The following is a 24,596-nucleotide window of genomic DNA, read 5'->3' as shown; positions in this document are numbered from 1 at the left end:
GACGAATTACGATTTAGCCATCTACAATCTCAAAAATGAGTGAATAAGAATATTGATTTTAGAAAATCGTAAATCTAAAATCGCAAATCTAAAATCAACTTGTCTGTAGCAAAGAAATTTTTAGGGCAAACCATGGTTTATGGCATTAGCACCATATTAACTAGGATGCTTAATTTTATTTTAACACCAATATTTACGCGTACCTACGCTGCGGCGGTTTACGGTGTTTTTACTAAAATGTACAGCTGGGCTTCTATCATTAACGCCATTTTGGCCTTCGGTATGGAAACTACCTATTTTAGGTATTTGAATAAGTTTGAAGACAGAAAGCAGCAAGTCTACAATAATTCTTTTTTGGTTGTTGCTTTTATTTCAACACTATTTCTAGTTACAGGATTGGTATTTACAGATCCAATTACGAAATGGTTGGTAAACAATGATACTGCGAACCTGAACGACCAAAGACGGTATGTACAATATTTTATATGGTTGCTATTTTCTGATGCCATTTGTATCATCCCTTTTGCCAAGTTACGTGCCGACGGTAAACCATTTAGATACAGTTTGATTAAATTTCTGAATATCTTAACCTATGTTTCTTTGTGCCTGTTTTTCATTTACGGTATACCGGCAATAATTAAACATAATTTGCCAACTGCTAGTTTCTTTGCCAGTTGGTTTAGAGAGAAGTGGGTAGGCTATGTATTTATTGCAAATTTAGTTGCAAGCGTAATTACTTTTGTGTTGTTAATACCAGAGTTTTTAAAGCTTCAATTAAAGTTCGATAAAGCGATGTTCATGAAAATGCTATCGTATAGTTGGCCAATATTGGTAGCAAATCTATCGTTTATAGTTAACGAAAATTTAGATAAAATTCTTTTAGATAAGTACGCTACAGAAACACAAGTAGGAATTTACGGAGCAGTTTGTAAAATAGCTATTTTCATGAGCATATTTAACACCGCTTTTAGGCTAGGTGCCGAGCCTTTTTTCTTTAGCCATGCTAAACAAGAAAATGCCAAACATACCTATGCCAACATTCTTAAATATTTTGTAATTGCTTTGGCTGTTTTGTTTGTGGCCTTGGTAGCCAATATCGAAATTTTAAAATATTTTATCAGTAGAGATAGTGCGCACATTGCCGAGTATTGGGTTGGTTTGCCAGCTGTTCCTTACCTGTTGTTGGGTTACGTTTGTTTAGGCATTTACATGAATCTTTCTATTTGGTATCGTCTATCGGATCAAACTCGCTTTGGTTTATATATTTCGGTAAGTGGTGCAATTATTACTGTTGTACTAAATGTGGTGTTAATTCCTAAATACAGTTACATGGGCTCGGCTTGGGTAAGCATGATCGCTTATTTCGTGATGATGGTTTTATCGTATGTTTTAGGCCAGAAATACTATCCAATACCCTACAATTTTAAAAAAATATCAGCTTATTTGCTAAGCTCAACCATCATCGTATTTTCTTCGTTTTTTATTTTCGATAGAAATATTTACATCGGCAATGCACTTTTGTTAATTTTTATAGCTGTAGTATTTTATTTTGAAAAAAATGAATTAACTAAAATTCTGAAACGAGGCTAGTCTCAATACTCACATCTCAATACTCATATCTAACATGCAAATCAAAGTCATCAATAAATCTACACACCAATTACCAGCCTACGAAACCGCTAATGCAGCAGGCATGGATTTAAGAGCAAATATCGAAGAGCAAATCATAATTAAACCATTGCAGCGTTGTTTAATTGCAACGGGTTTGTTTATAGAATTGCCAGTAGGTTACGAAGCACAAATAAGACCTCGAAGCGGTTTGGCTTACAAGCATGGCGTAACGGTGCTAAATTCGCCAGGAACTATTGATGCAGATTATCGTGGCGAGTTAAAGGTATTGTTGGTAAATTTGTCGGATACCGATTTTGTGGTTAACAACGGCGAACGCATAGCGCAAATGGTAGTAGCAAAACACGAAACTGTAGTTTGGGAACAAACTGAAGAGCTAAGCGATACCAATAGAGGCGCTGGCGGCTACGGTCATACAGGTAAATAAGCCCATCTAACTCTTCCCAAAGGGAAGAGTTTTGTATGGCACAATTAAATGAGGCAATTAAAGATTAGCAAAGTGCAGCTAGATTTTTAAGCCTTTTGTGGTAAAGAAATTTGAAACTTAATAATAAAATATTGGATTTAGGATTGCTTTCTCCCCTCTTTTGGAGGGGTTGGGGGAGGCCATTTTTTACAGCAAGTTTAATGTTGTTGTGCTTATCTATCAAGGCGCAGCAAACACCCGTTGCCGTAAAAGATAGCAATGCCATAAAAGAACTTTTTTTCGCAGGCTTAAAAGAAAAATTGAGCGAAAACTACGTTAATGCTGGTAATAGTTTTTCCAAAATTCTGATTATCGATCCAAACAATAGCGCAGCACATTTTGAAATTGCTAATATTCAATTGCGTCAAAATAAATTGCTAGATGCCGAAGTTTCAATCAAAAAAGCCCTTTCTGCTCAGCCAAATAATGTTTGGTATTTAAAATTACTATCCGAAATCTACAAACGCAATGGCAACATGGAAGCGCTGGTGCAAACTTTCGATAAGTTAATTACACTAGAACCTAACGTAGAAAGCTATTACTTTGATAGAGCAAACGCCTTATACATCGCAGGTAAAACGGAAGAGTCTAAAAAGGCTTTCGATTTGTTTGAGGAGAAATTTGGAGTAACAAAATCGTCTACAGTGGCCAAGCAACGGTTTAAGAAGCCAGGAGAAGCTGATGGCAACGCTTTGCAAAAATTGATTACTGATCATCCGGGGGATGTTAAAAATTACCTAGAATTAAGCGGATCGCTTTTAGAGAAAAACCAAAACAGCGAGGCTTTGGCATTACTGTTAAAAGCAAAAGATATTGATGCTGATCATTACGAAATACAGTTGGCTTTAGCCGATGTTTACCATGCGTTAAAAAAGCCAGACGAAGCTTTTGCGTCGCTTAAAGTAGCTTTTACTAATCCAGAAATGCCTTTGCCAAACAAGGTTAAGATTTTGAGCCAAATGTTACTTCGTTTTAGCAAGCCAGAAGTGGTAAAAAATGCTACCGAGTTGGGCTTAATTGTGTTAAACGATTACAAAGATGATGCAAAAGTAATGTTGCTTTATGGCGATATTTTATACCAACAGGGAAATTTAAGCGGAGCCAAAGCGCAATATTTGGCGGCAATACAGCGGTCGGAGCAATTGTACATTGCTTGGGAAAAAGTACTTGGTGTACAAACCTTGATGGGCAATTATACCGAAGCCATTAAAACAGGCGAAGAAGCACTGACCATTTATCCTAACCAAGCAATTTTATACTATTACAGAGCGTTTGCGTTACACAGAAATGGGCAAAATGCCGAAGCTAGTTTTGAGCTTAAAAATGCCTTGCAGCTAGAGCCAGAAGATGCCAATTTAAAAGCTATGATTTTAGCTTTACAGGCCGAGGTTTTGATAGATCAAGGAAAGCTAAAAGAGGCAGATGCCGCCTTTGATAAAGCAGTAGTTTTGGCTCCTAATAATTACCTTACTATGAGTAACTATGCCTATTATCTCGCCTTGCGTAATCATGATTTACCAAAGGCAGAGTTATTGGCGGCTAAGGCAGCATCGGCTTTGCCCAAAAACTCATCTATTTTAGATACCTACGCAATTGTGCTGCTTAAATTAAATAGAATTGATGATGCTCTTAACTACATACAAAAGGCTTTACAAAACAACGAGGCTAACCATCCTGTTTATTTAGAACATTATGGCGATATTCTTTTCCTAAAAGGAGATAAAGAAAATGCAGTTGTGCAATGGCAAAAGGCAAAAAGTGTAGGCAACCAATCAGAAAAACTAACTAGAAAGATCAATGAAAAAAAATATATTAAATAGCGCTTTAATTGCGGCTTGTGCCTTAATGGTGGTAAGCTGTAGACCCAAAAAAGAAATTGTTAAAGCTCCGCCGGTAGCAGAGGCTGCCCCAGTTAACGACAAAAAATCTGAAAATTTAGCAGTGCTTTTTGGGAAAGAGCTTCAGTACAATACACTGGTATTAAAAGGTAAAGCAGATTTAGATATCGATGGCAATGCAAATAATGTAACACTTAATATCCGTATCAAAAAAGATGAAACGATCTGGTTCAGTGTTACGGCATTGGGTGGTGCCTTAGAAGCAGCCCGCGGTGTAATTACACCTGATAGCTTGTTGTTGATGAACAGGCTTCAAAAAACTGTGCTTAGAAAACCACTATCCTATATCCACAGCTATACCAACAAACAGGTAAATTTTGGTTGGCTGCAATCTATCTTAACGGGCAATACCATTAAAGAGTTTATGACAGAAAAATCTGACCTGAACCTAGAAAATGGCGTGTGGGTTTTAAATGGAACCAATCAAAGTTTAGCTTACAGAACATTATTCAACACTTTGTTGAAATCTACAGAACTTACTTTAAACGATGCAGCAGCGGCACAAGGACTTAAAGTGGTTTACGATAAGTATACACCTGTAAATAATGGCCTTTTCCCATCGGTAGTAAAAATAAACTCGGCGGTAGGCAATAAAAAAATAAGCGTAGCCGTTGATTTTGTTAAAATAGATGCCAATGTAGCCGTAGAGTTCCCTTTTTCGGTTCCAAAGAACTACGAAGTTATCAATTAATTTTTTATACTTTTGGTTAATGAAGTTACATAAAGTTCTGCTTTTAATTATTGCCCTATGTTTTTGCGCCAGTGCTTTTGCGCAATCAAGTAAAGAGCTAAAGCGTAAAAAAGAAGCCTTACAGAGAGAAATAGAGCTAGCTCAGAAAAATTTGAATAAAGCGGCAAGTGGTAAAAAACTAACGCTGGGGCAAATTAATGCCATTAAAGCTCAAATTAGGTTAAGACAAGACAAAATTTCTACCATTAACTCAGAGATCAAAAACATCGATCATCAAATTCATGAGAATGCCAATAAGGTACAAAATTTAAAAGGTCGTTTGGCAGATTTAAAAAAGGAATATGCCGGCATGATTCGCTTTGCGCAACGCAACCGCAATTCTTATGATAAAATGATGTTTATTTTTGCCGCAAGCGATTTTAACCAAGCCTACAAACGCATTAAATATTTGCAACAATTTGGACAGTACCGTAAAAAACAGGCGGCGTACATTCAGGGTACCGAAAAGCAATTGAGTAACCAGATTGTGGTATTGGACAAGAGCCTAAAAAGCAAGAGTAGTTTATTAAAGGAAGAAGAAACCGAGAAAAGTAAGCTCGACAAAAATAGAAGTGAGCAAACAGTGGTGTTGAACAAATTAAGCAAGCAAGAGAAACAATACCAAGCAGATATTAAAAGGAAAAGACAGCAACAGGCCGCGGTAGATAGAGAGATTAGAGCAGCTATTAATAGAGAGATTGCTGCCGCCCGTAAAAAGGCCGAGGAAGAAGCGAGAGAAAGAGAGAGGATTGCTGCAGCAAAAGCGAAGGCAGAAAATAAACCTGTGCCAACTACCACAGCGTCGAAACCTAAAACTGCTAATGAGGCTTTAAGAGCGACACCAGAAGCAGCGAAATTGTCTGATGCTTTCGAAGCCAATCGTGGCAGCTTGCCATCGCCAGTTTCGAACGGATATATTACAGGCAAATTTGGAGCATATAAGGTCGACCAAGCGTCGGGGAGAAATGACGGAGTTACCTTTCAAACCTCAGAAGGTGCTAGTGTTAGAGCCGTGTTTAATGGAAAGGTTACGAAAGTGCGAAGTATATTTGGACGTTATTTTGTCATCATAAATCACGGTGAGTATTTTACTGTGTATCAGAATTTGAAAAGTGTTTCTGTTTCGGAAGATAGTAACGTTTCTACAAAGCAGACTATAGGTATAGCGGGCGAGACAGATGGGGTGCCTGAAGTTACATTCCAAGTGCTTAGAAGCTCTGTTGCACAAAACCCAGAAAGTTGGCTGGCTAGATAAAACAAGCAATTTACCTAATTAAACCCTATATTTGTATAAAATAAGCTTAAAATGTACAGCACGCCGTTATTAGAGTTTTTAAATATGGGAGGCGGTGAGATGATGCTCATCGTAATTGCAATACTTTTGTTATTTGGAGGTAAAAAATTGCCAGAATTAGCAAGAGGATTAGGGAAAGGAATTCGCGAGTTTAAAGATGCTTCTGAAGGAGTAAAAAGAGAAATCCATCGCAACATTAACTCTTTTGATACTGATGAAGAAGACAGGAAAGCAGATGAAAATCGTAGGTATCGCGAACCAGAAGTAGACAACTCACATTCTATCCATGATGAGCCTACGGTTAGCACAGAAAACCAAAACGCAACAGCTTTCGTAGATAATAAAGAAGACAAAGAACCAAAAAGTTCTATTTAAAAAAATTGAATACATAAAACAACAGTCATGTTACAAACACCACTATTAGCTGCGCTAGGCACAACCGAAATCATTTTAATTATTGTGGCAATTTTATTGCTTTTTGGGGGTAAAAAAATTCCAGAATTAATGCGTGGTTTAGGTAAGGGGATGAAAGAATTTAAAGACGGTAAAGACGGTGTAGATTCTACTACTACCGATAACACCAACAAACCTCAATAAACCGTATTTACAAACGCTTTAAGTTTATATTTTGAAGAAATACAGCTCTTTAACAGAGATACAGGGAGAACTTGCGCAAAAGCAGCTAACTTTAAAAGAACTTATTGCTTACTATTTTAAGCAAATAGAAAAGCATCAACACCTCAATGCGTTTAATGAGGTGTTTTTTGATTCTGCGACAAAACAAGCCGAAGAAATCCAAGCTAAACTTGATCAAGGTTCGGCAGGTAAATTGGCGGGCATGGTTATCGGTATTAAAGACAACATCTGTTACGAGGGGCATATAGTAACTGCTTCTTCTAAGATGTTAGATGGGTTTGTTTCCCCTTATTCTTCAACGGTAGTTAAGCGGTTGTTGTCAGAAGATGCCATCATTATTGGCCGTTTAAACTGCGATGAGTTTGCTATGGGCGGTTCTAATGAAACGTCGTACTTCGGTACAGTAAAAAATGCAGCCGATGAAGAACGGGTAGCTGGTGGTTCATCTGGTGGCTCTGCGGTTGCTGTGCAAGCAGATTTATGCTTAGCGGCTTTGGGTACCGATACTGGTGGTTCTGTGCGCCAGCCTGCAGCTTTTTGTGGTAACATTGGCTTTAAGCCCACTTATGGCCGTATTTCTCGTTATGGCGTAATTGCCTACGCTTCATCTTTTGATCAGGTGGGCACACTCACTTCTTCAGTTACTGATGCCGCTTTGTTGTTAGAAGTTTTGGCCGGTGCCGATGAAAATGATAGTACAGTTTCGCAACAACCAGTGCCGTCTTACAGCTCAAATCTCAAATCTCAAACCTCAAATCTCAGAATAGCAGTACTAAAAGAAACCATAGAAAGTAATGCTTTAGATGTAGAAACAAAAGAAGCGATACTTGCAGCAATCGAAAAATTTAAGGCAGATGGCCATGAAGTAACCTATGTATCTTTCGATTTGCTGGAGTATTTAGTGCCAACCTACTATATTCTAACTACAGCAGAGGCCTCATCCAACCTTTCGCGTTACGATGGTGTACATTATGGCTATCGTAATACACAAGCACAAAGCCTAAACCAACTGTACAAAAGCTCAAGAGCCGAAGGTTTTGGCGAGGAAGTTAAGCGACGTATCTTATTGGGTACTTTTGTTTTAAGCGCCGGATATTATGATGCTTATTATCAAAAAGCACAAAAAGTACGTCAATTAATTAGAGAAAGGGTAGAAGCTTTGTTAAAGGACAATGATGTTTTAATTAGTCCAGTGGCACCCACCCCAGCTTTTAAAATTGGCGAAAATGTGCAAGACCCCTTGGTAATGTACATGGCAGATATTTATACCGTATTGGCATCTTTAGCAGGTATTCCGGCAGTAGCATTGCCTTTGGGCAATAACAAAGCAGGTTTGCCGTTAAGTATCCAATTAATGGCCAAGCATTTTAACGAGCAAGCTTTGCTCAACTTATCATATAGTTTTTTAAACGCTAGCGTCATTTCGAACGAAGTATAACGTAGAGAGAATTGAAAATCAACGAGGTTAAATCTGTTTTCTAAGTGGTTTGGCTCTAGATTTCTCCTCCTGCGTTGTCGAAATGACGAGAAATTTTAGCCTATGAGGAAATTGATACTTACTGTCTTGAGTTTTGTGATTGCTTTTAGCACTTTAGCACAAGTTCCGAGTAAAATTCAAGTAGATACCATTTTAAAAAGGCTTACTACAGCGCCGCCAACAGATACAGTAGCCGTTCCTGTAATTGAGCAACCAATGTTGTTTGGCCAGAGTTTGTTGTACAAAATGCGTTTAGATTCTATACAACAAACGGTTCCTTTAGATTATAACGAATACGTACAAAGCTATATTGATATTTACACCAAACGTAAGGCCATGTATGGCGATATGCTCGGACTATCTAGCTACTACTTCCCGATTTTCGAAAAAGCGCTGAAATCTTACAACATTCCAACAGAAATTAAATATTTAGCCATTGTAGAGTCTTCCTTAAACCCTCATGCGGTTTCTAGGGTTGGCGCTACGGGTTTGTGGCAGTTTATGTTTGGCACGGCAAAAGCTTACGGTTTAACCATGGATAACTTTGTAGATGAACGCAAAGACCCTATACAAGCCAGTTACGCAGCTGCAGCGTATTTTCGCGACGCTTACGAAGAACTGGGCGACTGGCTTTTGGCTATAGCTGCCTACAATTGTGGCAAAGGCAATGTGCAAAGAGCCATCGACAAAGCTGGCTCCCGTAATTTTTGGGAGATTAGAAAGTTTTTACCCAAAGAAACCAGTAATTATGTGCCGGCTTTTATAGCTGCGGTATATGTAATGAAATACGCACCAAAACATCAAATTATTACCAAACCTAACGCATTTGCTTTTAAAACAGATACCGTACAGGTTAAAAATTTTGTGGCACTGGCCGATGTAGCAAATGCCATTAACCATAAAGAAGAAACATTAATAGCCTTAAACCCTAGCTATAAAAAGAAGATTGTTAACGGTACAGACATTATACCGAAACGTATCGTAATACCTAGGCCAGACCACCAGTTTTACGAACCGCTTTTCACTGTTTTAAATAACGACATTGAAGTTGATAGAGAAATTATTTTGGCATCAACCGATGATGTGAGGGATTTAAGAAAGAAAGCTTTGCCTAAAAAGGAAGCCGCCCAACCCAAAATATTAGTGCATAAAGTAACGCCCGGACAAAGTTTAACAGCCATTGCCAATAAATACGGCGTTGAGGTACAAGATTTAAAAGTTTGGAACAAATTAGAGGTTACAACCATTATTCCGGGGCAGAAACTAAAAATTTACAGAGACACTGTTCCAACTAAGCTTACACCAAAATCCAAAGCTAGTTTCGCGAGTTATAAAGTGAAATCAGGAGATACTTTATCTAGCATAGCCGAAAAATTTGATGGTATTACCGTGGCCAGCTTAAAAGCTGCCAATGGTTTAAAATCGGCAAAGATTACCGAGGGCATGGTGTTAAAGGTGATGTAGGTTTTTGTTAAATTTTTTTATTAATTAAACTTGCCACTACATCAGGGCTACTAACGTAACCATCCAATATCATTTTAGTAAGTGCATTTGGCCCTAAACCATAAAAGGCGGCTATTTGCGTAATTTGCGAAAGCGCTAAATCTTTCTCTTTATTTTCCCATTTGGTATAGGTACTGCGTTCAATTTTTAGCGCATTGGCAATTTCTTGCTGGCCAAAGCCACTCATCGCACGCAATTGTTTGAGCACGGTTAACTTTTTCATACATGTTTTTTGATAGGTAGCCTTAAAGTTAACTAATTTATTAGGCATTTAAAAATGTGACGAGATTTCACAAAATGTGACGAGATTTCACATAAAATGTCAATTGGGGGGGTAAATTAGCTCATACAAAAACCGAATATACCTATGAAGCTGTTTACCACTCCCAAAGCAAGCGCTATTGAAGTGCCTAGGCTACTGTTAAATGAGCTAGGTGTTAAAGTAAGTGAGGCGTCCTTAACAGAAAAACTGGAAAATCATCCAGATTTTCCGAGCCTAATGGCTGTAAGCGACTGTTTTAATGGTTGGCACCTCCCTAACGCAGGTTATCTTATCAAAAAAGAGAATTACAAAGTAGAAGAATTAAAGTTTCCATTTATTGCGCAATTGCCCGCTAACGGCGGTATATTCATATTGGTACATCAGATAACCAAAGGAAAAGTAATTTATAGCGATGAAAAAGTTAAACGTAAAGAAATTACCGAGCATGAATTTTTAGATACATGGAGTGGTATATTATTATACGCCAAAGCAACCGAAAAAAGCGGAGAAGAAGGCTACTTTACAAAGCAGCTAATTGGAATAGCTAATGCCTTAATTGTGCCCTGCTTTATTTTGATTGTGATGCTAGCTACAGCGTTATTTATCAACTTTAGTGCTGCTCCTTTAGCATTTAGCTTATTGTTGGCCATCAAGTTTATTGGGGTAGGTATTTCAGTATTGTTGTTAGCACATGGTGTAAACGCCAATAATCCTTTGGTGCAAAACCTATGCAGTTTAGGCAAAAAGAACAATTGCAATGCCATCCTAAAGTCAGACGCAGCAAAAGCAACTTCATGGCTAAGCTGGAGCGAAGTAGGCTTCTTTTATTTTGCTGGTAGTTTGCTATCCTTAATCTTTGTTCCTTCATCCTTGTACTTCTTAGTTTGGTTCAATATCTTAGCTTTGCCCTATACACTGTGGTCAATTTACTACCAATACAGCCACAAAAGCTGGTGTGTGTTATGTTGTGCCGTACAAATAATTTTATGGCTAGAGTTTGCAATTGCTTTAGTCTTTGGTCTCTTACCTTTTAGCTTTTCTTCTTTCTCCTTACAACTTTTACCTTCTGCCTTCTACCTACTTTTAAGCTTTATCGCTCCGGTATTGCTGTGGTATATTTTAAAACCAGTATTGCAAAAATCATCAGAGTATCGCCTCTTGAAACAGCAGTTAAACAAATTCAAATATAATGCTGAATTATTTGGACATGCCCTTACCAAGCAACCACGTTATGCGGTGCCTAATGAAATAGCGCCAATCACGCTAGGAAACCCCGAAGCGCAAACAATTATTACCATGGTAAGCAATCCTTTTTGTGGCCCATGCGCCAAGGCTCACGAAACTTTAGATAAATGGTTAAAGACAAGAAGCGATATTCAACTGGAAATTGTATTTACCACAGCAGATCATGATGATGACCAGCGCACCAAGGTAGCTCGCCATGTAACCGCCCTTAGTTTAACCAACGATGTGGCTTTGGTTGAGAAAGCCTTGAACCACTGGTACGAACTACGTGAAAAAAAATATGAAAATTGGGCGAAAGATTTCCAGATTGAGATTGGAGAAGAGGTAAACGTGGCTACCAAAAAACAAAAGCAATGGTGCAAAATGGCGGAAATCACCTTTACACCAACCATTTTAGTTAACGGCTATAAATTGCCAGAGCCCTATCAATTAGATGATTTACCCTATTTGATCAACTAAAGATATTCCTTGTCTAGACACTTAGGAAAAAAGGGACGGCCCAATTGCAAGTGTACCGCCCCAGCAACGAGTAAAGGCGTTTACCTTTACCGCCGTAAGAAAGCCAGCGTGGAGGGCCTGCAAAGTTTTAAGTATCCAAATCTATAAAAATCATGAACAAGGAGAATTTACTCAGCAGAGCTGAGATGAAAAAAGTAATGGGAGGGTATGATGTTAGTGTCCAATGCACCTATCATTTTTGGAATGGTACAACCGAGTCTGGTAATGTGACTGTTCCGGGAGGTTATGGAGGTAATTCTCAGTATGCATTTGCACATCTGTACGCCGAAGATTTTTGTGCGAATGATCCAAGTTGCGCATTTGTTGATTGTGGACATTAGTATTCAATTAAAATGTGGCCTATTAATTCTTAGACCACATTTTTAACAAAAATAAAATGAGATTATTTCTTGCGCTATTATTAATATTTACATCAAAAGTCTTACTTGCGCAGCATTTTGAGATGAGTATACAAATTATTGATCCAGAAAATAAAGTGGATGATAGTTGTGTTTGGGACCTGAAGACTTTTGAAAGGTTACCTTTAGCAGCACCAAAACATATTTACAAAGCGACTGTTACCAATAAATATGCTAAGTTTAATGATATAATTACAACCGCAGAAGTGGCTATGTTAAGCTTAACATGGGGCTCAAGATTTATTTCGTATAAAATTGTTATTGAACCTAATGCAACGTATAACTTAATTTACGATTTGCCAAACAAGAAATTTAGTATTTCAAGCAACTCAACATCAGATAACTTATTAAGATTTTTCTTTAATGGTTTAGATAGTCTCGCCAAAATAAAAGACGTAAGGCTAGAGCTACATAAAAGATTTGTCTCGTCTGAAAATGAAAAATCTGCCGATAGTGTGTTCAGATTAATAAAGTCTTACGAAGACGCAGTTGAGAAGTTTAAAAGGCAAATTGCTGCTGAAAATCGAAATAGTATTGTATCGCCTTACATTTTAAGTAAAAACTCACAATTTGATTTAGAAGAGCAAAAAATTTATGAAAATTTAACTAACGAAATAAAGAATACTAGCTATGGTATTGCATTAAAAGAAAATATATATAAAAATGTAAGTAATTTATTGTACGAGCAAGGTGTTAAATTAATTAGTGAAGATTTGGTTCCAATTAGAGCTAGTGATTTATCTGGTAGCGAACTCTTAATTGATGAAGAATATTTTAAAAATAAAGGCAATAAATTAACTTTAATAGAATTTTGGGCTAGTTGGTGCGCTCCTTGTACGCAATCTCTTAAAGAATTGTACACATTTTATTATTCAAATAGATCGAAAAGATTTAACGTTATTCTAGTTTCTTTAGACGATGACATAAGCAATTGGAGAAAAGTAAGTATGCATGATAACTATCCGTGGCTTAATGTTTCTGATGGTAGAGGACATTTATCTGTTATACCTAAAGATTATAGAATAAATGCAATTCCTGCGAATATTCTAGTGAACGAAAACGGGAAGATAATTTCAAAAAATGTAAGCAACCTAAAGATGATTGAAAATTTGCTAGAAAAATGAAGTGGAACTTAATTTTTTACCATAAAAGGTCTGCTTGATAAAAGCGAGTTAAAATTTTGATAGTTAAAAAACTAATATTTTTTATTCTTTAATGTCAGTTTTAATTTAAAATATTACGCTCAAAAAACTTCATGTCATATAGGTAATTCGCTCACATAAATTAGAAGATATACAGTTTTAAACCTAATGAAAATATTCCTTGTAGTCTAGACCTGCAAGGTAAAAAGGGGCGGCCCAATTGCAAGTGTACCGCCCCAGCAACGAGTAAAGGCGTTTACCTTTACCGCCGTAAGCAAGCCAGCGTGGAAGGCTTGCAAAGTTTTAAGTATCCAAATCTATAAAAATTATGAACAAGGAGAATTTACTCAGCAGAGCTGAGATGAAAAAAGTAATGGGGGGAACTAGGCAGAGCGCTACAGGCTGTTTGCAAGAATGTGAACTAGAAGATGTTGGTAAGCAATGTGGAGGTGACAAGGGAGTTTGTACTTTCTACGCTGCATCAGACGGTTGTCCTGGAGGAGAACGTCTTTGTGTTAAATAAAAGATGTCTAAGGTATGAGGTTTTACAACCTTATACCTTAGATAATTAGATAATGAAAATAAATCTATTGTATGCAACAAATTTTTAGGCAAATACTAGCTACCTTATTTTTAATAAAATTGTTACCCTGCGCAATTTATGCACAAGATACTTTAATTGTAACATTTGTTTTTCCAAAACAAATGGAACAAAAAGAAATAATCTTTAAGCAGCATTTATTCTCTACCCCTTTGATAAAAATGGATAATTTTAGTGAGGAGGCTCAAGTAAAAAGCCAAGTTTGTGTTATTAAGGTGCCTACAAAAGGTTTCGAGAGATATTCTATTGCCTTAAAAGAACGGCCGAACAAACAGGTTTTTTTTGAACTTGGGCCTGGTATTGCTGAAGTGAAATTTTTAGACACACTCCTCAATTCTTATAAAGTAATGGGTAATAAAGCTAACGCAGAGTATACAGAGTCAATGAAGCTAAGTGATAGGAGTAAGTACATTCAGAGCGAAGTTAATGAAGCTTTAAAGAAACTAATCAAGAATAATCCAAGCTCTATTCTCAATTTCGATTACCTACTTGAGCTAGAGAACAAGATACCTGATAGTGAGTTGCTGGAAATTTATAACTCAATTAAGGACAGTATAGTGAAAAACTCGAAAGGTGTTTTATTAAACTACATTATCGAAAATCTTTACGAAGGTAGAATTGCCCCTAATTTTATTCAACCAGACACTAATGGAGTTGATATACAGCTCTCAGATTTTAGGGGTAAATACGTTCTGTTAGATTTTTGGGCAAGTTGGTGCGTTCCTTGTAGACAGGAACATCCCCAATATAGAGAATTAAACAAAAACTACGCAACATATCCGTTTGAAATTGTTAGTGTTTCATTTGATGATGATAAAAATAAATGGATGAAAGCAATTAGGGAAGATAAAATACAAGCTTGGAGTCATCTTAGCGATTTACATGGAATAGGAAATTCAGTATATTATAAGTATAGAATTCGTTATGTGCCAGTTAGTTATCTGTTAGATCCTGATGGGAGAATTATTGGAAAAAATTTAAGAGGAAAAGAATTAGTTAGTACACTTAATAAAATCTTTCCGAACAAATAATAATTTAGATGAAAAAGGGGCAGCCCAATTGCAAGTGTACTGCCCCAACAACGAGTAAGGGCGTTTACCTTTACCGCCGTAAGCAGACCAGCGTGGAAGGCCTGCAAAAACTTAAACATTCAAAATTAATTAAATTATGAAAATTGAGAAAATTAGCTTTGGCGCAATTGCAACTAAATTGTCGAGAGCAGAGATGAAAAAGATTATGGCGGGAAGTGGTGAAGCGGAGGGGATTCTCCAAAAATAAAGGCGTGTGCAGGAAAAAGTGCAAATAGTGAATGTCATTATACAGATAACACAGGATATGAACAATCAGGAAAGTGTACTTCTTACATAGCAGGCCCACTATTTTGCTCAACATTGCTTTAACAAAACCTGTATTCTAGCGAATTTCTTTGTATTCGCTAGAATATAAAGAAATTAATATAACATGATAAAAATCTTAAAACTTAATTTTTATTACATTTTTGTACTTATTTGCTCTATTACTTACAAACCTTCCTACGCAATAACGATCGATACTCCCGTAATTAATGCAGGTACTGCGATGTTGAAAGGAGAAATTCATGCAGTAAATAAGGAAATCGAAGGAATTTCGGTACTCGTTGTAGTTCCTAACCCAATCTCTGGAGAATATGAAAAATACACAACGTTTACAGATGTAAACGGTAACTTTTCAGTTGATCTACATATTGAAACCTCTGTATCGCTTGTAAGTCTCAATATTGGGCTAAATAGCGACAAATTTTTAATAACAAAGATCGAAAACTCTAAGACAACAGTCATTAAGATCTTTTATGATACCAACCAAAAAATTGAAAGCATTTCGACAAATGACAGATGGAGCTCGAGCAATATGATAAATGGTATGGATGTGATGGTAAAGGTGTTAAGCTACAAGCCCAATAGAATGCCCGTCCCATTGTACAATAGAAGTACGAACTATTTTCTTGACTATGCAAAGTCTATAGTTGCGGAGCGCTTAAAAATCGTTGATAACGATACCCTCGTATCTGAAAATTTAAAAGATGTGATTTCTAGGGAGGTGCAATTAAATTTGTACACCGCACATGTTTTTGATTATAAAGAAGAAATGCTGCGGAATTTCAAAAATACGAGTAGTGATAAGAGTATCGAGCCCACCATTAGGCAGGTTGATAGGCTATATTTTCGTTTCTTAAAAGAACTCAAATTTAACAATCCACGACATTTACTAGGTTTTAGCTTTTATGAAATCCAAAAAAATATTGCAAAACGAAATACTTAATCTACCCAAAATTAAAGACACACCCATCCCTACATGGTTAGCTGAGGCCAAGCTAAGATTAGCTGACCTGTTAGGTTTTAATAATGGCTATTATTACGATGTGTTGGCTGCGAATGCCTATAGCTTACAGCTGAATGAAGAATTGAGACCTTTGAGCGAAAAACAAATAAAAAACATAGAGAGTTATTGGAAAAATGGAGAGATCGCTAAAATTTTATTAAGGAAGAACAACAAAGTGGCTGAACTAGCTAAACTTAAATTACCGACTACTGTAAATGATATCTCATCTGTAGCTAAAGATAAAGTTATTGAAACAATTCTTGCCAAATATAAAAATAGAGTTGTTTTTATAGACTTGTGGGCCACATGGTGTGCGCCGTGTTTAGATGCCATGCAGGAGTTTAGAAGCACAAAAGATGAATTTCACGATAAGAACATTGCATTTGTGTACCTTACAAATGGCTCTTCGCCTAAGAAGTTGTGGGAAGAAAAGATCAATGGAATAGGGGGTGAACATTATTACTTAGATCCCGATCAATGGGAGTTTATGATGGACCAGTTTAAATTTGAGGCTATTCCGTCTTATCTATTGTATGACAAAAGTGGACTTCTTAAAAACAAATTCACAGCATTTCCTGGCAGTAAGGTAGTGAAGGATATGATAAGTGAATTACTATAGAAAAATCCAAATTTCTTTAGAAATATAAAAAATGAGTACCATTATCTTTATTGTATGCTACATGGGCAAACTGCCTTGGTACGTTCATCATTTTTTGCACAGTTGTAATTATAACTTAACTATAGATTTTCTTTTGGTAACAGATGATAGGATCACACCATTGAAAATACCAAATAATGTTACTGTTACCTACAAAGATTTGAGCAAAATAAATGAATTAGGGACTAAAAAGCTGAATTTACCAATCAGCATAAAAAATGGTTATAAGCTTTGCGATTTTAAACCAGCCTACGGTAAAATTTTTGAAGAAGATATAGCTAAATATGACTATTGGGGTTACGGAGACCTCGATGTAATATTTGGAGACATCAGAGCTTTTATCACAGATCACGTTTTGCAAAGCCATGATATTATTAGTGTAAGACATGATTTTTTAACTGGCTATTTTCAATTGTTTAAAAATAATGAATTTACACGTTCTTTATACAAAGAGAGTAGAGATTATAAAAAGGTTTTTACTAACGATAAACACTATTGCTTTGATGAAACAAATTTCACGCACAAACAATTTACAGATGGCCTTTTAGCAGAACAGATTGATTGCGAAATAGATAGTATGATGCATGTGGTAAAACGTTTAGAAAAAGAAGGAAGGATTAAAGCCTACTTCGATTTTCATGTAATTGAAGGCTTACCTGGAAAGCTTAAGTGGCAAAATGGAAAACTTTATTATAGAAACAAATATGAAGTGATGCTTTATCATTTGATCATGTTTAAACTAGAAGGAAAATCAAATATTAAGATTGGTAAATATCGTAGTAAGTTTCATATCAGTCCAACAACAATCTACTAAATGGGCTTTACTCTCTATAGACAGTTAGATGGTATGGACTGCGGTCCTACTTGCCTACGTATGGTCGCCAAACACTATGGTAAAAATTTTAGCCTACAAAAGCTAAGGGACATTTCTGGTATAAATAGAGAAGGTATTTCATTATTAGGTTTAAGCGAGGCTGCCGAAAAAATAGGCTTCCGTACCATGGGTAGCAGGCTAACCCTACAACAATTAAAAGAAACAGAGCTGCCTGTTATTTTACATTGGAGGCAGAACCATTTTGTAATACTGTTTAAGGTAAAAGGTAGAGGGCGTAAGGTAAAAGGTAATGAAGCACAAATTAGCACCAATGGCTCCCCTTTCCTTGGGAGAGGGGTTGGGGGAGAGGCCGTTTATCACATCGCCGACCCAGCTAAAGGCTTAATTCAATACACAGAAGCCGAATTTTTAAAATATTGGCTAAGTACACATCACAATGGACATAGCCAAGGTATAGCTTTAATGCTTTCGCCAACACCAGCTTTCTATGAGCAAGATGGAGATCAAACCGAAGCTTTGAGTTTTAGGTTTCTGTTGCGCTATCTATATCAATATAAACAACTAATTGTACAACTGTTTGTAGGTTTGGGTGTGGGCAGTTTACTGCAACTCATTGTGCCTTTTCTTACGCAGTCGGTGGTAGATATCGGTATCAATACCCGTAACCTTAACTTTATTTACATTGTGCTTATAGCACAAACTATGTTGTTTGTTGGTCGCATGAGTGTAGATTTCATTCGTTCGTGGATCTTACTGCACATCAGTACCCGTATCAACATCTCAATACTTACCGATTTTCTCATCAAATTGATGAAACTCCCCATGAGCTTCTTCGATACCAAGATGACCGGAGATATCATGCAGCGCATGAACGACCAAAAACGTATTGAAAGTTTTCTAACTGGAACCACGCTAAGCACCGTTTTCTCGCTTTTCAACTTATTAGTGTTTACACTGGTACTGGCCTATTACAATGTCAATATCTTCTTTATTTTTCTAGTCAGCAGCGTGCTTTACTCGCTTTGGGTGGTTGCCTTTTTGAAAAGACGTAGAGAACTGGATTTCAAGAGGTTTGACCTATCTTCTAAAAATCAAAGTAGCATTGTGCAGTTGATAGGTGGTATGCAAGAAATTAAGCTTAACAATTGCGAGCAGCAAAAACGTTGGGAGTGGGAACATCTGCAAGCTGGCTTGTTTAGGTTCAGTATCAAAAGCCTTTCACTGGGGCAAGTACAACAGGCAGGAGCCTTTTTCATCAATGAAGGAAAAAATATACTCATTACTTTTTTGGTAGCCAAAGCAGTAATAGATGGTCAATTGACACTGGGAGGTATGATGGCGGTACAGTATATTGTTGGGCAAGTAAACAGCCCTATCGAACAGTTGTTGGGGTTTATCCAACAAATGCAAGATGCCAAGATTAGCTTAGAACGGCTAAACGAAATCCACCAAATGGAGGAAGAAGAACCTGCGGATAAGGTATTTGTTAAAACCCTTCCCATAGACCAGTCAATCCGTTTGGAGAACATTAGTTTTACCTATCCCGGAGCAGGTAACGAGCCTGTGCTCAATCAAATCAATTTGAATATTCCGCAAGGTAAAACTACGGCCATTGTGGGTATGAGCGGTAGTGGCAAAACTACCATTTTAAAATTGTTGCTGAGATTTTATGGTCCTCAGAAAGGTGAAATTAAAGTGGGTGCCAGTCATTTAGACCAAATTGGCTATGGTTTTTGGCGTAGCCAATGTGGTACGGTAATGCAAGATGGCTTTATTTTTTCTGATACCATTGCCAAAAACATTGCTGTGGCAGATGAATATCCAAATATGGACAAATTGAGACATGCCATTAAAGTTGCCAACATCAATGACTTGATAGAAAGCTTGCCATTAGGTTTAAACACTAAAATTGGCGCTGAGGGTAATGGGATTAGTCAGGGACAGAAACAACGCATATTGATTGCCAGAGCGGTTTATAAAGATCCAGCATATATCTTTTTTGATGAGGCTACCAATGCTTTAGATGCCAACAATGAAAGTGTGATTATGCAAAATTTGGAAAATTTTTTTGAAGGAAGAACGGTAATAGTGGTAGCCCATCGATTAAGTACGGTAAAAAATGCAGACAATATTGTAGTGTTGGATAAGGGCAAAATTGTAGAACAAGGTACTCACGAAGAACTCACGAGGCAAAAAGGCGAGTATTACCATTTGGTTAAAAACCAGTTGGAGTTAGGGAATTAAAAAGCTCGTCTTCTATTGAAATAAAAAGCAAGAATTCAAAAAAATCGAATGCCGGTACAAGAAGAAGAAATATTATTGTCGCCAAGAAACAGCGAAGAGGTAAATGACATTATTACCGCTGTGCCCCCGTGGATATTGCGCTGGGGCATTACTTTGGTTTTTTCTGTATTGCTGGCTATTGTTCTGGGGGCAGCTTTTATCCGCTACCCCGATGTAGTAAAAACTCCCTTAAAAATCAATTCTATTAATGCACCAAAAACCATTATTGCCTACCAGCCGGGCAAGTTGGTTAAAATTTTGGTAAACGATAACCAGCAGGTAAATGCCAACCAAACATTGGCGTATATAGAAAGCACAGCAAAGCATGAAGATGTAATTAAATTGAGAAAATACCTTGCTATTTTAAACCAACAAATGGGTAAACAAGAATTGAGCTTGCAACAACTGCCACAAAGTTTAAATTTGGGCGAGCTTCAAGGTGCCTATCAAAATTTTTATCAAGAATTTTTAAGGTTTTTAGGTACACAAAGGGGAGGTTTTTATCTCTCACAAAAGAGCTATCTGCAAAAAGATTTGAATGAAATAAGCAAACTACAACAACAGATATTAAAACAAAAAGAAATACAGCTTCAAGAATTTGCCAATATAGAAGAAGAGTATGGCAACTATAAGAAGCTGAAAAGTAAAAATGTAATTTCTAACAGCGAATTTAAGGCGCAAGAGAACAAATACCTATCCGCAAAATATCCGTTAGAGCAAACCACTACCGCATTAATTAATAACAACTCCAGTTATTTGGCAAAGCAAAAAGAACTGGCCACTTTAGAAAATACCATTAGAGAAGAGCAAAGTAAATTTGTACAGGCTTTAAATAGCATGGTTACAGAAACCGAAACTTGGTTGCGCAACTATGTGATAAGTGCAACCATTGCGGGCAAGGTAAGTTATGTAGGCATATTGCAGGAGAACCAAAATGTAACAACTAATCAAGAGTTGTTTATGGTAAACCCAGGCAATGCTAATTTCTTCGGCGAAGTGCAAATTCCGCAATACAATATGGGCAAAGTAGGCATGGGCCAAAGGGTGCTAGTTAAACTACGCAGCTACCCATTTGAAGAATATGGCGCCATTGAGGGAAAGATAGCTTACCTCACAGATGCAGCTTTAAAAGACAGTGTGTTTTTTGCAAAAATAGATTTTAAAGGCTTAACACAGAAAGACGGCAACAATACCATTGTTTTAAAACAAGGAATGATGGCTGATGCAGAAATTATTACCAAAGAAAGCTCGCTACTGCAACGCTTCTTGAGAAATGTTACTAAAATGTTTAATTAGGTAAAATGTGGAGTGAATATGCTTAGTTCTATTTAACCGTAATTTGTTGTGCAAAACCTTTGTATCATAAACCCTATTGCAGCGGCAGCCCGCAGTGAGCGTAGCGAGCGAGGACTACAGCGGAAAGAGGGGCTAACTATTGAATAGTAGCAGTAATTTGCTTTTCAAAAAATCTTTAGCGGTCCTTTTGGTTGTTTTTACAGACTATTTTCTAAACATTCATAACCTATTGCCAATCAATACAGATTGATAAAAACAACCACATCCTTAAAAAAAGATTGTAACTTTGGCCGTTACAAATAATTTGAAAAATGAGCAAGATTAACAGAAAACAAGATGCCTTGGATTACCACTCGCAGGGTAGACCTGGAAAAATTGAAGTAATCCCAACCAAACCATACTCTTCACAACGTGATTTAACATTAGCCTATTCGCCAGGTGTGGCAGAGCCTTGTTTAAAAATTGCAGATAATAAAGACGACGTATATAAATACACCGCAAAAGGAAACTTAGTAGCCGTTATTAGTAACGGTACAGCGGTTTTAGGTTTAGGCGATATTGGCCCCGAAGCTGGTAAACCAGTAATGGAAGGTAAAGGCCTTTTATTTAAGATTTTTGCTGACATTGATGTGTTTGACTTAGAGCTTGATACCAAAAATGTAGATGAGTTTGTAAACATCGTTAAAGCTTTAGAACCCACTTTTGGCGGTGTAAACTTAGAAGATATTAAAGCACCAGAATGTTTCGAAATTGAGCGTAGGCTCAAAGAAGAGATGAACATTCCGGTAATGCACGATGACCAACACGGTACGGCCATTATCTCTGCAGCAGCATTAATTAACGCTTGCGAATTGCAGAAAAAGAAACTAGATAAAATCAAGATTGTAGTGAACGGTGCAGGTGCAGCTGCTATTTCTTGCTCTAGACTTTATATGGCCATTGGTGCTAAAAAGGAAAACATTGTAATGTGCGATAGAAATGGTGTGATACGTGCAGATAGAGAGAAGTTAGATCCTATCAAAGCGGAGTTTGCTACCAGTCGCAACTTAACTACTTTGGAAGAAGCCATGAAAGACTCTGATGTATTCATTGGACTTTCTTCAGCAGATTGTGTATCGGTAGATATGCTCAAATCGATGGCGAAAAACCCGATTGTAATGGCCATGGCTAATCCAAACCCAGAAATTGCTTACGATTTGGCCATCAGTTCACGTAAGGACATCATTATGGCCACTGGTCGTTCTGATTATCCTAACCAAGTAAATAACGTTTTAGGTTTCCCTTATATTTTTAGAGGTGCTTTAGACGTAAGAGCTACCGCAATTAACGAAGAAATGAAAATTGCAGCGGTTCGTGCTATTGCCGAGCTCACTAAAAAGCCAGTGCCAGAAGCAGTAAATATGGCTTACAATGCCAAAAACATCAAATTTGGTAAAGATTATATCATTCCAAAACCAATGGATTTTCGCTTAATGACCAACGTTTCTATGGCGGTGGCAAAAGCGGCAATAGAAAGTGGTGTGGCACGTAAGATCATTACCGATTGGGATGCTTATGCAGAAGAATTGAGGAAGCGTTTAGGTACAGATGATGCCATTATGCGTGCCATTACCAACAAAGCAAAATCAGATCCTAAGCGTGTGGTTTTTGCAGAAGCAGATAACTACAAAATCTTGAAGGCTGCCCAGATTGTGAAAGACGATAACATCGCCATTCCAATTTTATTGGGTAACAAAGAGAAAATACAGCAAATTATTGAAGAAAGTGCCTTAGAATTAGATGGCGTTGAAATTATTGATCCGGCTTTAGAACCAGCCAGAACGCAAAAATATGCACAATCTTTATATCAAAAAAGACAGAGACGTGGTGTTACATCCGTAGCCGAAGCTGCAAAAATGATGCGTGACAGAAACTATTTCGGCTCATCGATGGTAGAGTTTGGCGAAGCTGATGCCATGATCTCGGGGCTGACCAAAAACTATGCAACTACCATTAAACCTGCTTTGCAAATTATTGGTACAGAAGAAGGTGTAAGTCGTGTAGCAGGTATGTATATGATGATGACCGAAAAAGGTCCGGTTTTCTTTGGCGATACCACTGTAAATGTAGACCCAACGGCAGAAGAGCTGGTAGATTTAACCTTGTTGCTAGAGAAATCAGTAAGAAAATTCAACATTACGCCACGTATTGCTATGCTTTCTTACTCTAACTTTGGTTCTAACGAGGGCGTTATTCCAGAAAAGACTAGGAAGGCTGTTAAAATTCTTCACGAAAAATATCCTGAAGTAATTGTGGACGGAGAGATGCAAGGAAACTTTGCCATTAATAATGCGATGTTAAAAGACAATTTCCCTTTCAGTAGCTTAGCAGATGCGCCAGCAAACACCCTGGTGTTCCCTAACTTAGAGTCGGGCAATATTGCTTACAAACTTTTACAAGAACTTGGTGGTGCAGAGGCCGTAGGTCCAATTTTGTTGGGATTAAAAAAACCTGTTCATATTGTGCAGCTGGGTAGCTCGGTAAGAGAAATTGTAAACATGGTAACCATTGCAGTGCTAGATGTGCAAGCAAAAGAAGAAGAGGCAAGTCCTAAAAAAAGAGGGTTATTTAAAAAGAAATAAGCTTAAAAATAAAAATCTAGTTAATTTAGCGTTAAACGCTATGTTTACTGTAGCTTTAGGCGAGTGTAATGCACTCGCCTAAAGTGTTTTATTAATGCTGGTGTTTAAAAACTGAAAATCTTTTTTTGACTTTTGATTTTTTACTTATAACTTAAATTTATGTACGCTTATATTGATGGTAAACTTACGTTTAAATGCCCAACTTATATTGTTGTAGAAGCAGCTGGAGTGGGCTATCACATCAATATATCGCTTAATACTTATGCTGCTTTAGGTAGCGCAGAGCGATGCAAAATCTACACTTGGTTGCATGTAAAAGAAGATGCGCATACGCTTTACGGCTTTGCCGATGAAGGAGAACGCAAGTTGTTCCTGCATTTAATTTCGGTTTCGGGCATTGGCCCAACCACTTGCCGTATGATGCTCTCTTCTATTACGCCAGCAGAAATACAACAGGCAATTGTAAATGCAGATGTAGCATTGATACAAAAAATAAAAGGAATAGGAGCTAAATCTGCGCAGCGTATAGTATTAGAGCTGCAAGATAAATTGAAAAAAGAAGGCATAGAATCATTAATTTTAATGCCTGTTCACAATACAATTAAAGATGAAGCGTTATCTGCTTTGATCATGCTTGGCTTTGGCAAACAGGTAGCAGATAAAGCATTAGAAAATGTGATTAAAAAAGCTGACGGTGAACTTACTGTTGAGCAAATGATCAAACAAGCTTTGAAGAATTTATAAA

22 protein-coding genes are annotated in these 24,596 nt (G+C 37.2%); 21 read left to right on the top strand and 1 reads right to left on the bottom strand.

Annotation, left to right across the window (positions count from 1 at the left end; all coding sequences use genetic code 11):
* The first annotated feature begins 99 nt into the window (after positions 1–99).
* From OVA16_RS03345 to OVA16_RS03305, 9 genes are all read left to right on the top strand, one after another.
* Complete coding sequence (locus tag OVA16_RS03345) at positions 100–1,590, top strand: lipopolysaccharide biosynthesis protein (RefSeq protein ID WP_267763508.1); 1,491 nt, start codon at positions 100–102, stop codon at positions 1,588–1,590.
* Between the two features lie 34 nt (positions 1,591–1,624).
* Positions 1,625–2,056 (top strand): dUTP diphosphatase, encoded by a 432-nt coding sequence (gene dut / locus OVA16_RS03340; RefSeq protein ID WP_267763507.1) that lies wholly within the window; start codon positions 1,625–1,627, stop codon positions 2,054–2,056.
* A 200-nt stretch (positions 2,057–2,256) separates the two neighbouring features.
* On the top strand, positions 2,257–3,915 hold the full coding sequence (locus tag OVA16_RS03335; protein WP_267763506.1) for a tetratricopeptide repeat protein: 1,659 nt from the start codon (positions 2,257–2,259) through the stop codon (positions 3,913–3,915).
* Positions 3,893–4,684, top strand: a complete 792-nt coding sequence (locus OVA16_RS03330) for a DUF4292 domain-containing protein (RefSeq protein ID WP_267763505.1) — start codon at positions 3,893–3,895, stop codon at positions 4,682–4,684. Before OVA16_RS03335 ends, OVA16_RS03330 begins: the two co-directional genes overlap by 23 nt.
* Positions 4,685–4,703: 19 nt before the next feature.
* A complete protein-coding gene (locus OVA16_RS03325) occupies positions 4,704–5,978 on the top strand; it encodes a murein hydrolase activator EnvC family protein (protein WP_267763504.1) in 1,275 nt (424 codons plus the stop codon).
* A gap of 51 nt (positions 5,979–6,029) precedes the next feature.
* Positions 6,030–6,392 (top strand): Sec-independent protein translocase subunit TatA/TatB, encoded by a 363-nt coding sequence (locus OVA16_RS03320; RefSeq protein WP_267763503.1) that lies wholly within the window; start codon positions 6,030–6,032, stop codon positions 6,390–6,392.
* Between the two features lie 27 nt (positions 6,393–6,419).
* Positions 6,420–6,614, top strand: a complete 195-nt coding sequence (locus tag OVA16_RS03315) for a Sec-independent protein translocase subunit TatA/TatB (protein WP_267763502.1) — start codon at positions 6,420–6,422, stop codon at positions 6,612–6,614.
* Between the two features lie 31 nt (positions 6,615–6,645).
* Positions 6,646–8,091, top strand: a complete 1,446-nt coding sequence (gene gatA / locus OVA16_RS03310; RefSeq protein ID WP_267763501.1) for an Asp-tRNA(Asn)/Glu-tRNA(Gln) amidotransferase subunit GatA — start codon at positions 6,646–6,648, stop codon at positions 8,089–8,091.
* A gap of 102 nt (positions 8,092–8,193) precedes the next feature.
* A complete protein-coding gene (locus OVA16_RS03305; RefSeq protein ID WP_267763500.1) occupies positions 8,194–9,594 on the top strand; it encodes a LysM peptidoglycan-binding domain-containing protein in 1,401 nt (466 codons plus the stop codon).
* A gap of 7 nt (positions 9,595–9,601) precedes the next feature.
* Here OVA16_RS03305 and OVA16_RS03300 read toward each other — a convergent pair whose 3' ends face one another.
* Positions 9,602–9,856: a helix-turn-helix domain-containing protein gene (locus tag OVA16_RS03300; RefSeq protein ID WP_267763499.1), complete on the bottom strand. Its 255-nt coding sequence runs from the start codon at positions 9,854–9,856 to the stop codon at positions 9,602–9,604.
* Positions 9,857–10,000: 144 nt separating this feature from the next.
* On the opposite strand from OVA16_RS03300, the gene OVA16_RS03295 reads away from it, so the two are divergent.
* From OVA16_RS03295 to ruvA, 12 genes are all read left to right on the top strand, one after another.
* Entirely contained in the window at positions 10,001–11,599 is a 1,599-nt protein-coding gene (locus tag OVA16_RS03295; RefSeq protein WP_267763498.1) for a cysteine peptidase family C39 domain-containing protein, read from the top strand.
* Between the two features lie 152 nt (positions 11,600–11,751).
* Positions 11,752–11,979, top strand: coding sequence for a hypothetical protein (locus OVA16_RS03290; RefSeq protein ID WP_267763497.1), 228 nt, complete (start codon positions 11,752–11,754; stop codon positions 11,977–11,979).
* Positions 11,980–12,035: 56 nt separating this feature from the next.
* Positions 12,036–13,181, top strand: a complete 1,146-nt coding sequence (locus OVA16_RS03285; protein ID WP_267763496.1) for a TlpA family protein disulfide reductase — start codon at positions 12,036–12,038, stop codon at positions 13,179–13,181.
* 346 nt (positions 13,182–13,527) lie between these two features.
* Entirely contained in the window at positions 13,528–13,722 is a 195-nt protein-coding gene (locus OVA16_RS03280) for a hypothetical protein (protein WP_267763495.1), read from the top strand.
* A 71-nt stretch (positions 13,723–13,793) separates the two neighbouring features.
* Positions 13,794–14,831 carry a TlpA family protein disulfide reductase gene (locus tag OVA16_RS03275; protein ID WP_267763494.1) on the top strand — a complete coding sequence of 346 codons (1,038 nt, stop codon included), beginning with the start codon at positions 13,794–13,796 and terminating at the stop codon, positions 14,829–14,831.
* Positions 14,832–15,261: 430 nt separating this feature from the next.
* Entirely contained in the window at positions 15,262–16,098 is an 837-nt protein-coding gene (locus OVA16_RS03270; protein ID WP_267763493.1) for a hypothetical protein, read from the top strand.
* Positions 16,061–16,777, top strand: a complete 717-nt coding sequence (locus OVA16_RS03265) for a TlpA family protein disulfide reductase (protein ID WP_267763492.1) — start codon at positions 16,061–16,063, stop codon at positions 16,775–16,777. The genes OVA16_RS03270 and OVA16_RS03265 overlap by 38 nt, the downstream gene beginning before the upstream one ends.
* Positions 16,778–16,808: 31 nt before the next feature.
* Positions 16,809–17,630: a DUF6625 family protein gene (locus OVA16_RS03260; RefSeq protein WP_267763491.1), complete on the top strand. Its 822-nt coding sequence runs from the start codon at positions 16,809–16,811 to the stop codon at positions 17,628–17,630.
* Entirely contained in the window at positions 17,631–19,895 is a 2,265-nt protein-coding gene (locus OVA16_RS03255; RefSeq protein WP_267763490.1) for a peptidase domain-containing ABC transporter, read from the top strand. It begins immediately after the preceding gene.
* A gap of 48 nt (positions 19,896–19,943) precedes the next feature.
* Positions 19,944–21,230: an HlyD family secretion protein gene (locus tag OVA16_RS03250; protein ID WP_267763488.1), complete on the top strand. Its 1,287-nt coding sequence runs from the start codon at positions 19,944–19,946 to the stop codon at positions 21,228–21,230.
* 311 nt (positions 21,231–21,541) lie between these two features.
* Positions 21,542–23,851, top strand: a complete 2,310-nt coding sequence (locus OVA16_RS03245; protein ID WP_267763487.1) for an NADP-dependent malic enzyme — start codon at positions 21,542–21,544, stop codon at positions 23,849–23,851.
* Positions 23,852–24,010: 159 nt separating this feature from the next.
* Positions 24,011–24,595 carry a Holliday junction branch migration protein RuvA gene (gene ruvA, locus OVA16_RS03240; protein ID WP_267763486.1) on the top strand — a complete coding sequence of 195 codons (585 nt, stop codon included), beginning with the start codon at positions 24,011–24,013 and terminating at the stop codon, positions 24,593–24,595.
* Position 24,596 lies beyond the last annotated feature (1 nt).

Source organism: Pedobacter sp. SL55 (assembly GCF_026625705.1).
Lineage (GTDB): Bacteria > Bacteroidota > Bacteroidia > Sphingobacteriales > Sphingobacteriaceae > Pedobacter.
This window is presented reverse-complemented; position numbering and strand designations above follow the sequence as displayed.

Bases quoted from the DNA above. Each gene is read 5' to 3' on its own strand.
- dut (WP_267763507.1), top strand. From the start codon at position 1,625: ATGCAAATCAAAGTCATCAATAAATCTACACACCAATTACCAGCCTAC.
- OVA16_RS03335 (WP_267763506.1), top strand. From the start codon at position 2,257: ATGTTGTTGTGCTTATCTATCAAGGCGCAGCAAACACCCGTTGCCGTA.
- OVA16_RS03330 (WP_267763505.1), top strand. From the start codon at position 3,893: ATGAAAAAAAATATATTAAATAGCGCTTTAATTGCGGCTTGTGCCTTA.
- OVA16_RS03325 (WP_267763504.1), top strand. From the start codon at position 4,704: ATGAAGTTACATAAAGTTCTGCTTTTAATTATTGCCCTATGTTTTTGC.
- OVA16_RS03320 (WP_267763503.1), top strand. From the start codon at position 6,030: ATGTACAGCACGCCGTTATTAGAGTTTTTAAATATGGGAGGCGGTGAG.
- OVA16_RS03315 (WP_267763502.1), top strand. From the start codon at position 6,420: ATGTTACAAACACCACTATTAGCTGCGCTAGGCACAACCGAAATCATT.
- OVA16_RS03305 (WP_267763500.1), top strand. From the start codon at position 8,194: ATGAGGAAATTGATACTTACTGTCTTGAGTTTTGTGATTGCTTTTAGC.
- OVA16_RS03300 (WP_267763499.1), bottom strand. From the start codon at position 9,856: ATGAAAAAGTTAACCGTGCTCAAACAATTGCGTGCGATGAGTGGCTTT.
- OVA16_RS03295 (WP_267763498.1), top strand. From the start codon at position 10,001: ATGAAGCTGTTTACCACTCCCAAAGCAAGCGCTATTGAAGTGCCTAGG.
- OVA16_RS03290 (WP_267763497.1), top strand. From the start codon at position 11,752: ATGAACAAGGAGAATTTACTCAGCAGAGCTGAGATGAAAAAAGTAATG.
- OVA16_RS03285 (WP_267763496.1), top strand. From the start codon at position 12,036: ATGAGATTATTTCTTGCGCTATTATTAATATTTACATCAAAAGTCTTA.
- OVA16_RS03280 (WP_267763495.1), top strand. From the start codon at position 13,528: ATGAACAAGGAGAATTTACTCAGCAGAGCTGAGATGAAAAAAGTAATG.
- OVA16_RS03275 (WP_267763494.1), top strand. From the start codon at position 13,794: ATGCAACAAATTTTTAGGCAAATACTAGCTACCTTATTTTTAATAAAA.
- OVA16_RS03270 (WP_267763493.1), top strand. From the start codon at position 15,262: ATGATAAAAATCTTAAAACTTAATTTTTATTACATTTTTGTACTTATT.
- OVA16_RS03265 (WP_267763492.1), top strand. From the start codon at position 16,061: ATGAAATCCAAAAAAATATTGCAAAACGAAATACTTAATCTACCCAAA.
- OVA16_RS03260 (WP_267763491.1), top strand. From the start codon at position 16,809: ATGAGTACCATTATCTTTATTGTATGCTACATGGGCAAACTGCCTTGG.
- OVA16_RS03255 (WP_267763490.1), top strand. From the start codon at position 17,631: ATGGGCTTTACTCTCTATAGACAGTTAGATGGTATGGACTGCGGTCCT.
- OVA16_RS03250 (WP_267763488.1), top strand. From the start codon at position 19,944: ATGCCGGTACAAGAAGAAGAAATATTATTGTCGCCAAGAAACAGCGAA.
- OVA16_RS03245 (WP_267763487.1), top strand. From the start codon at position 21,542: ATGAGCAAGATTAACAGAAAACAAGATGCCTTGGATTACCACTCGCAG.
- ruvA (WP_267763486.1), top strand. From the start codon at position 24,011: ATGTACGCTTATATTGATGGTAAACTTACGTTTAAATGCCCAACTTAT.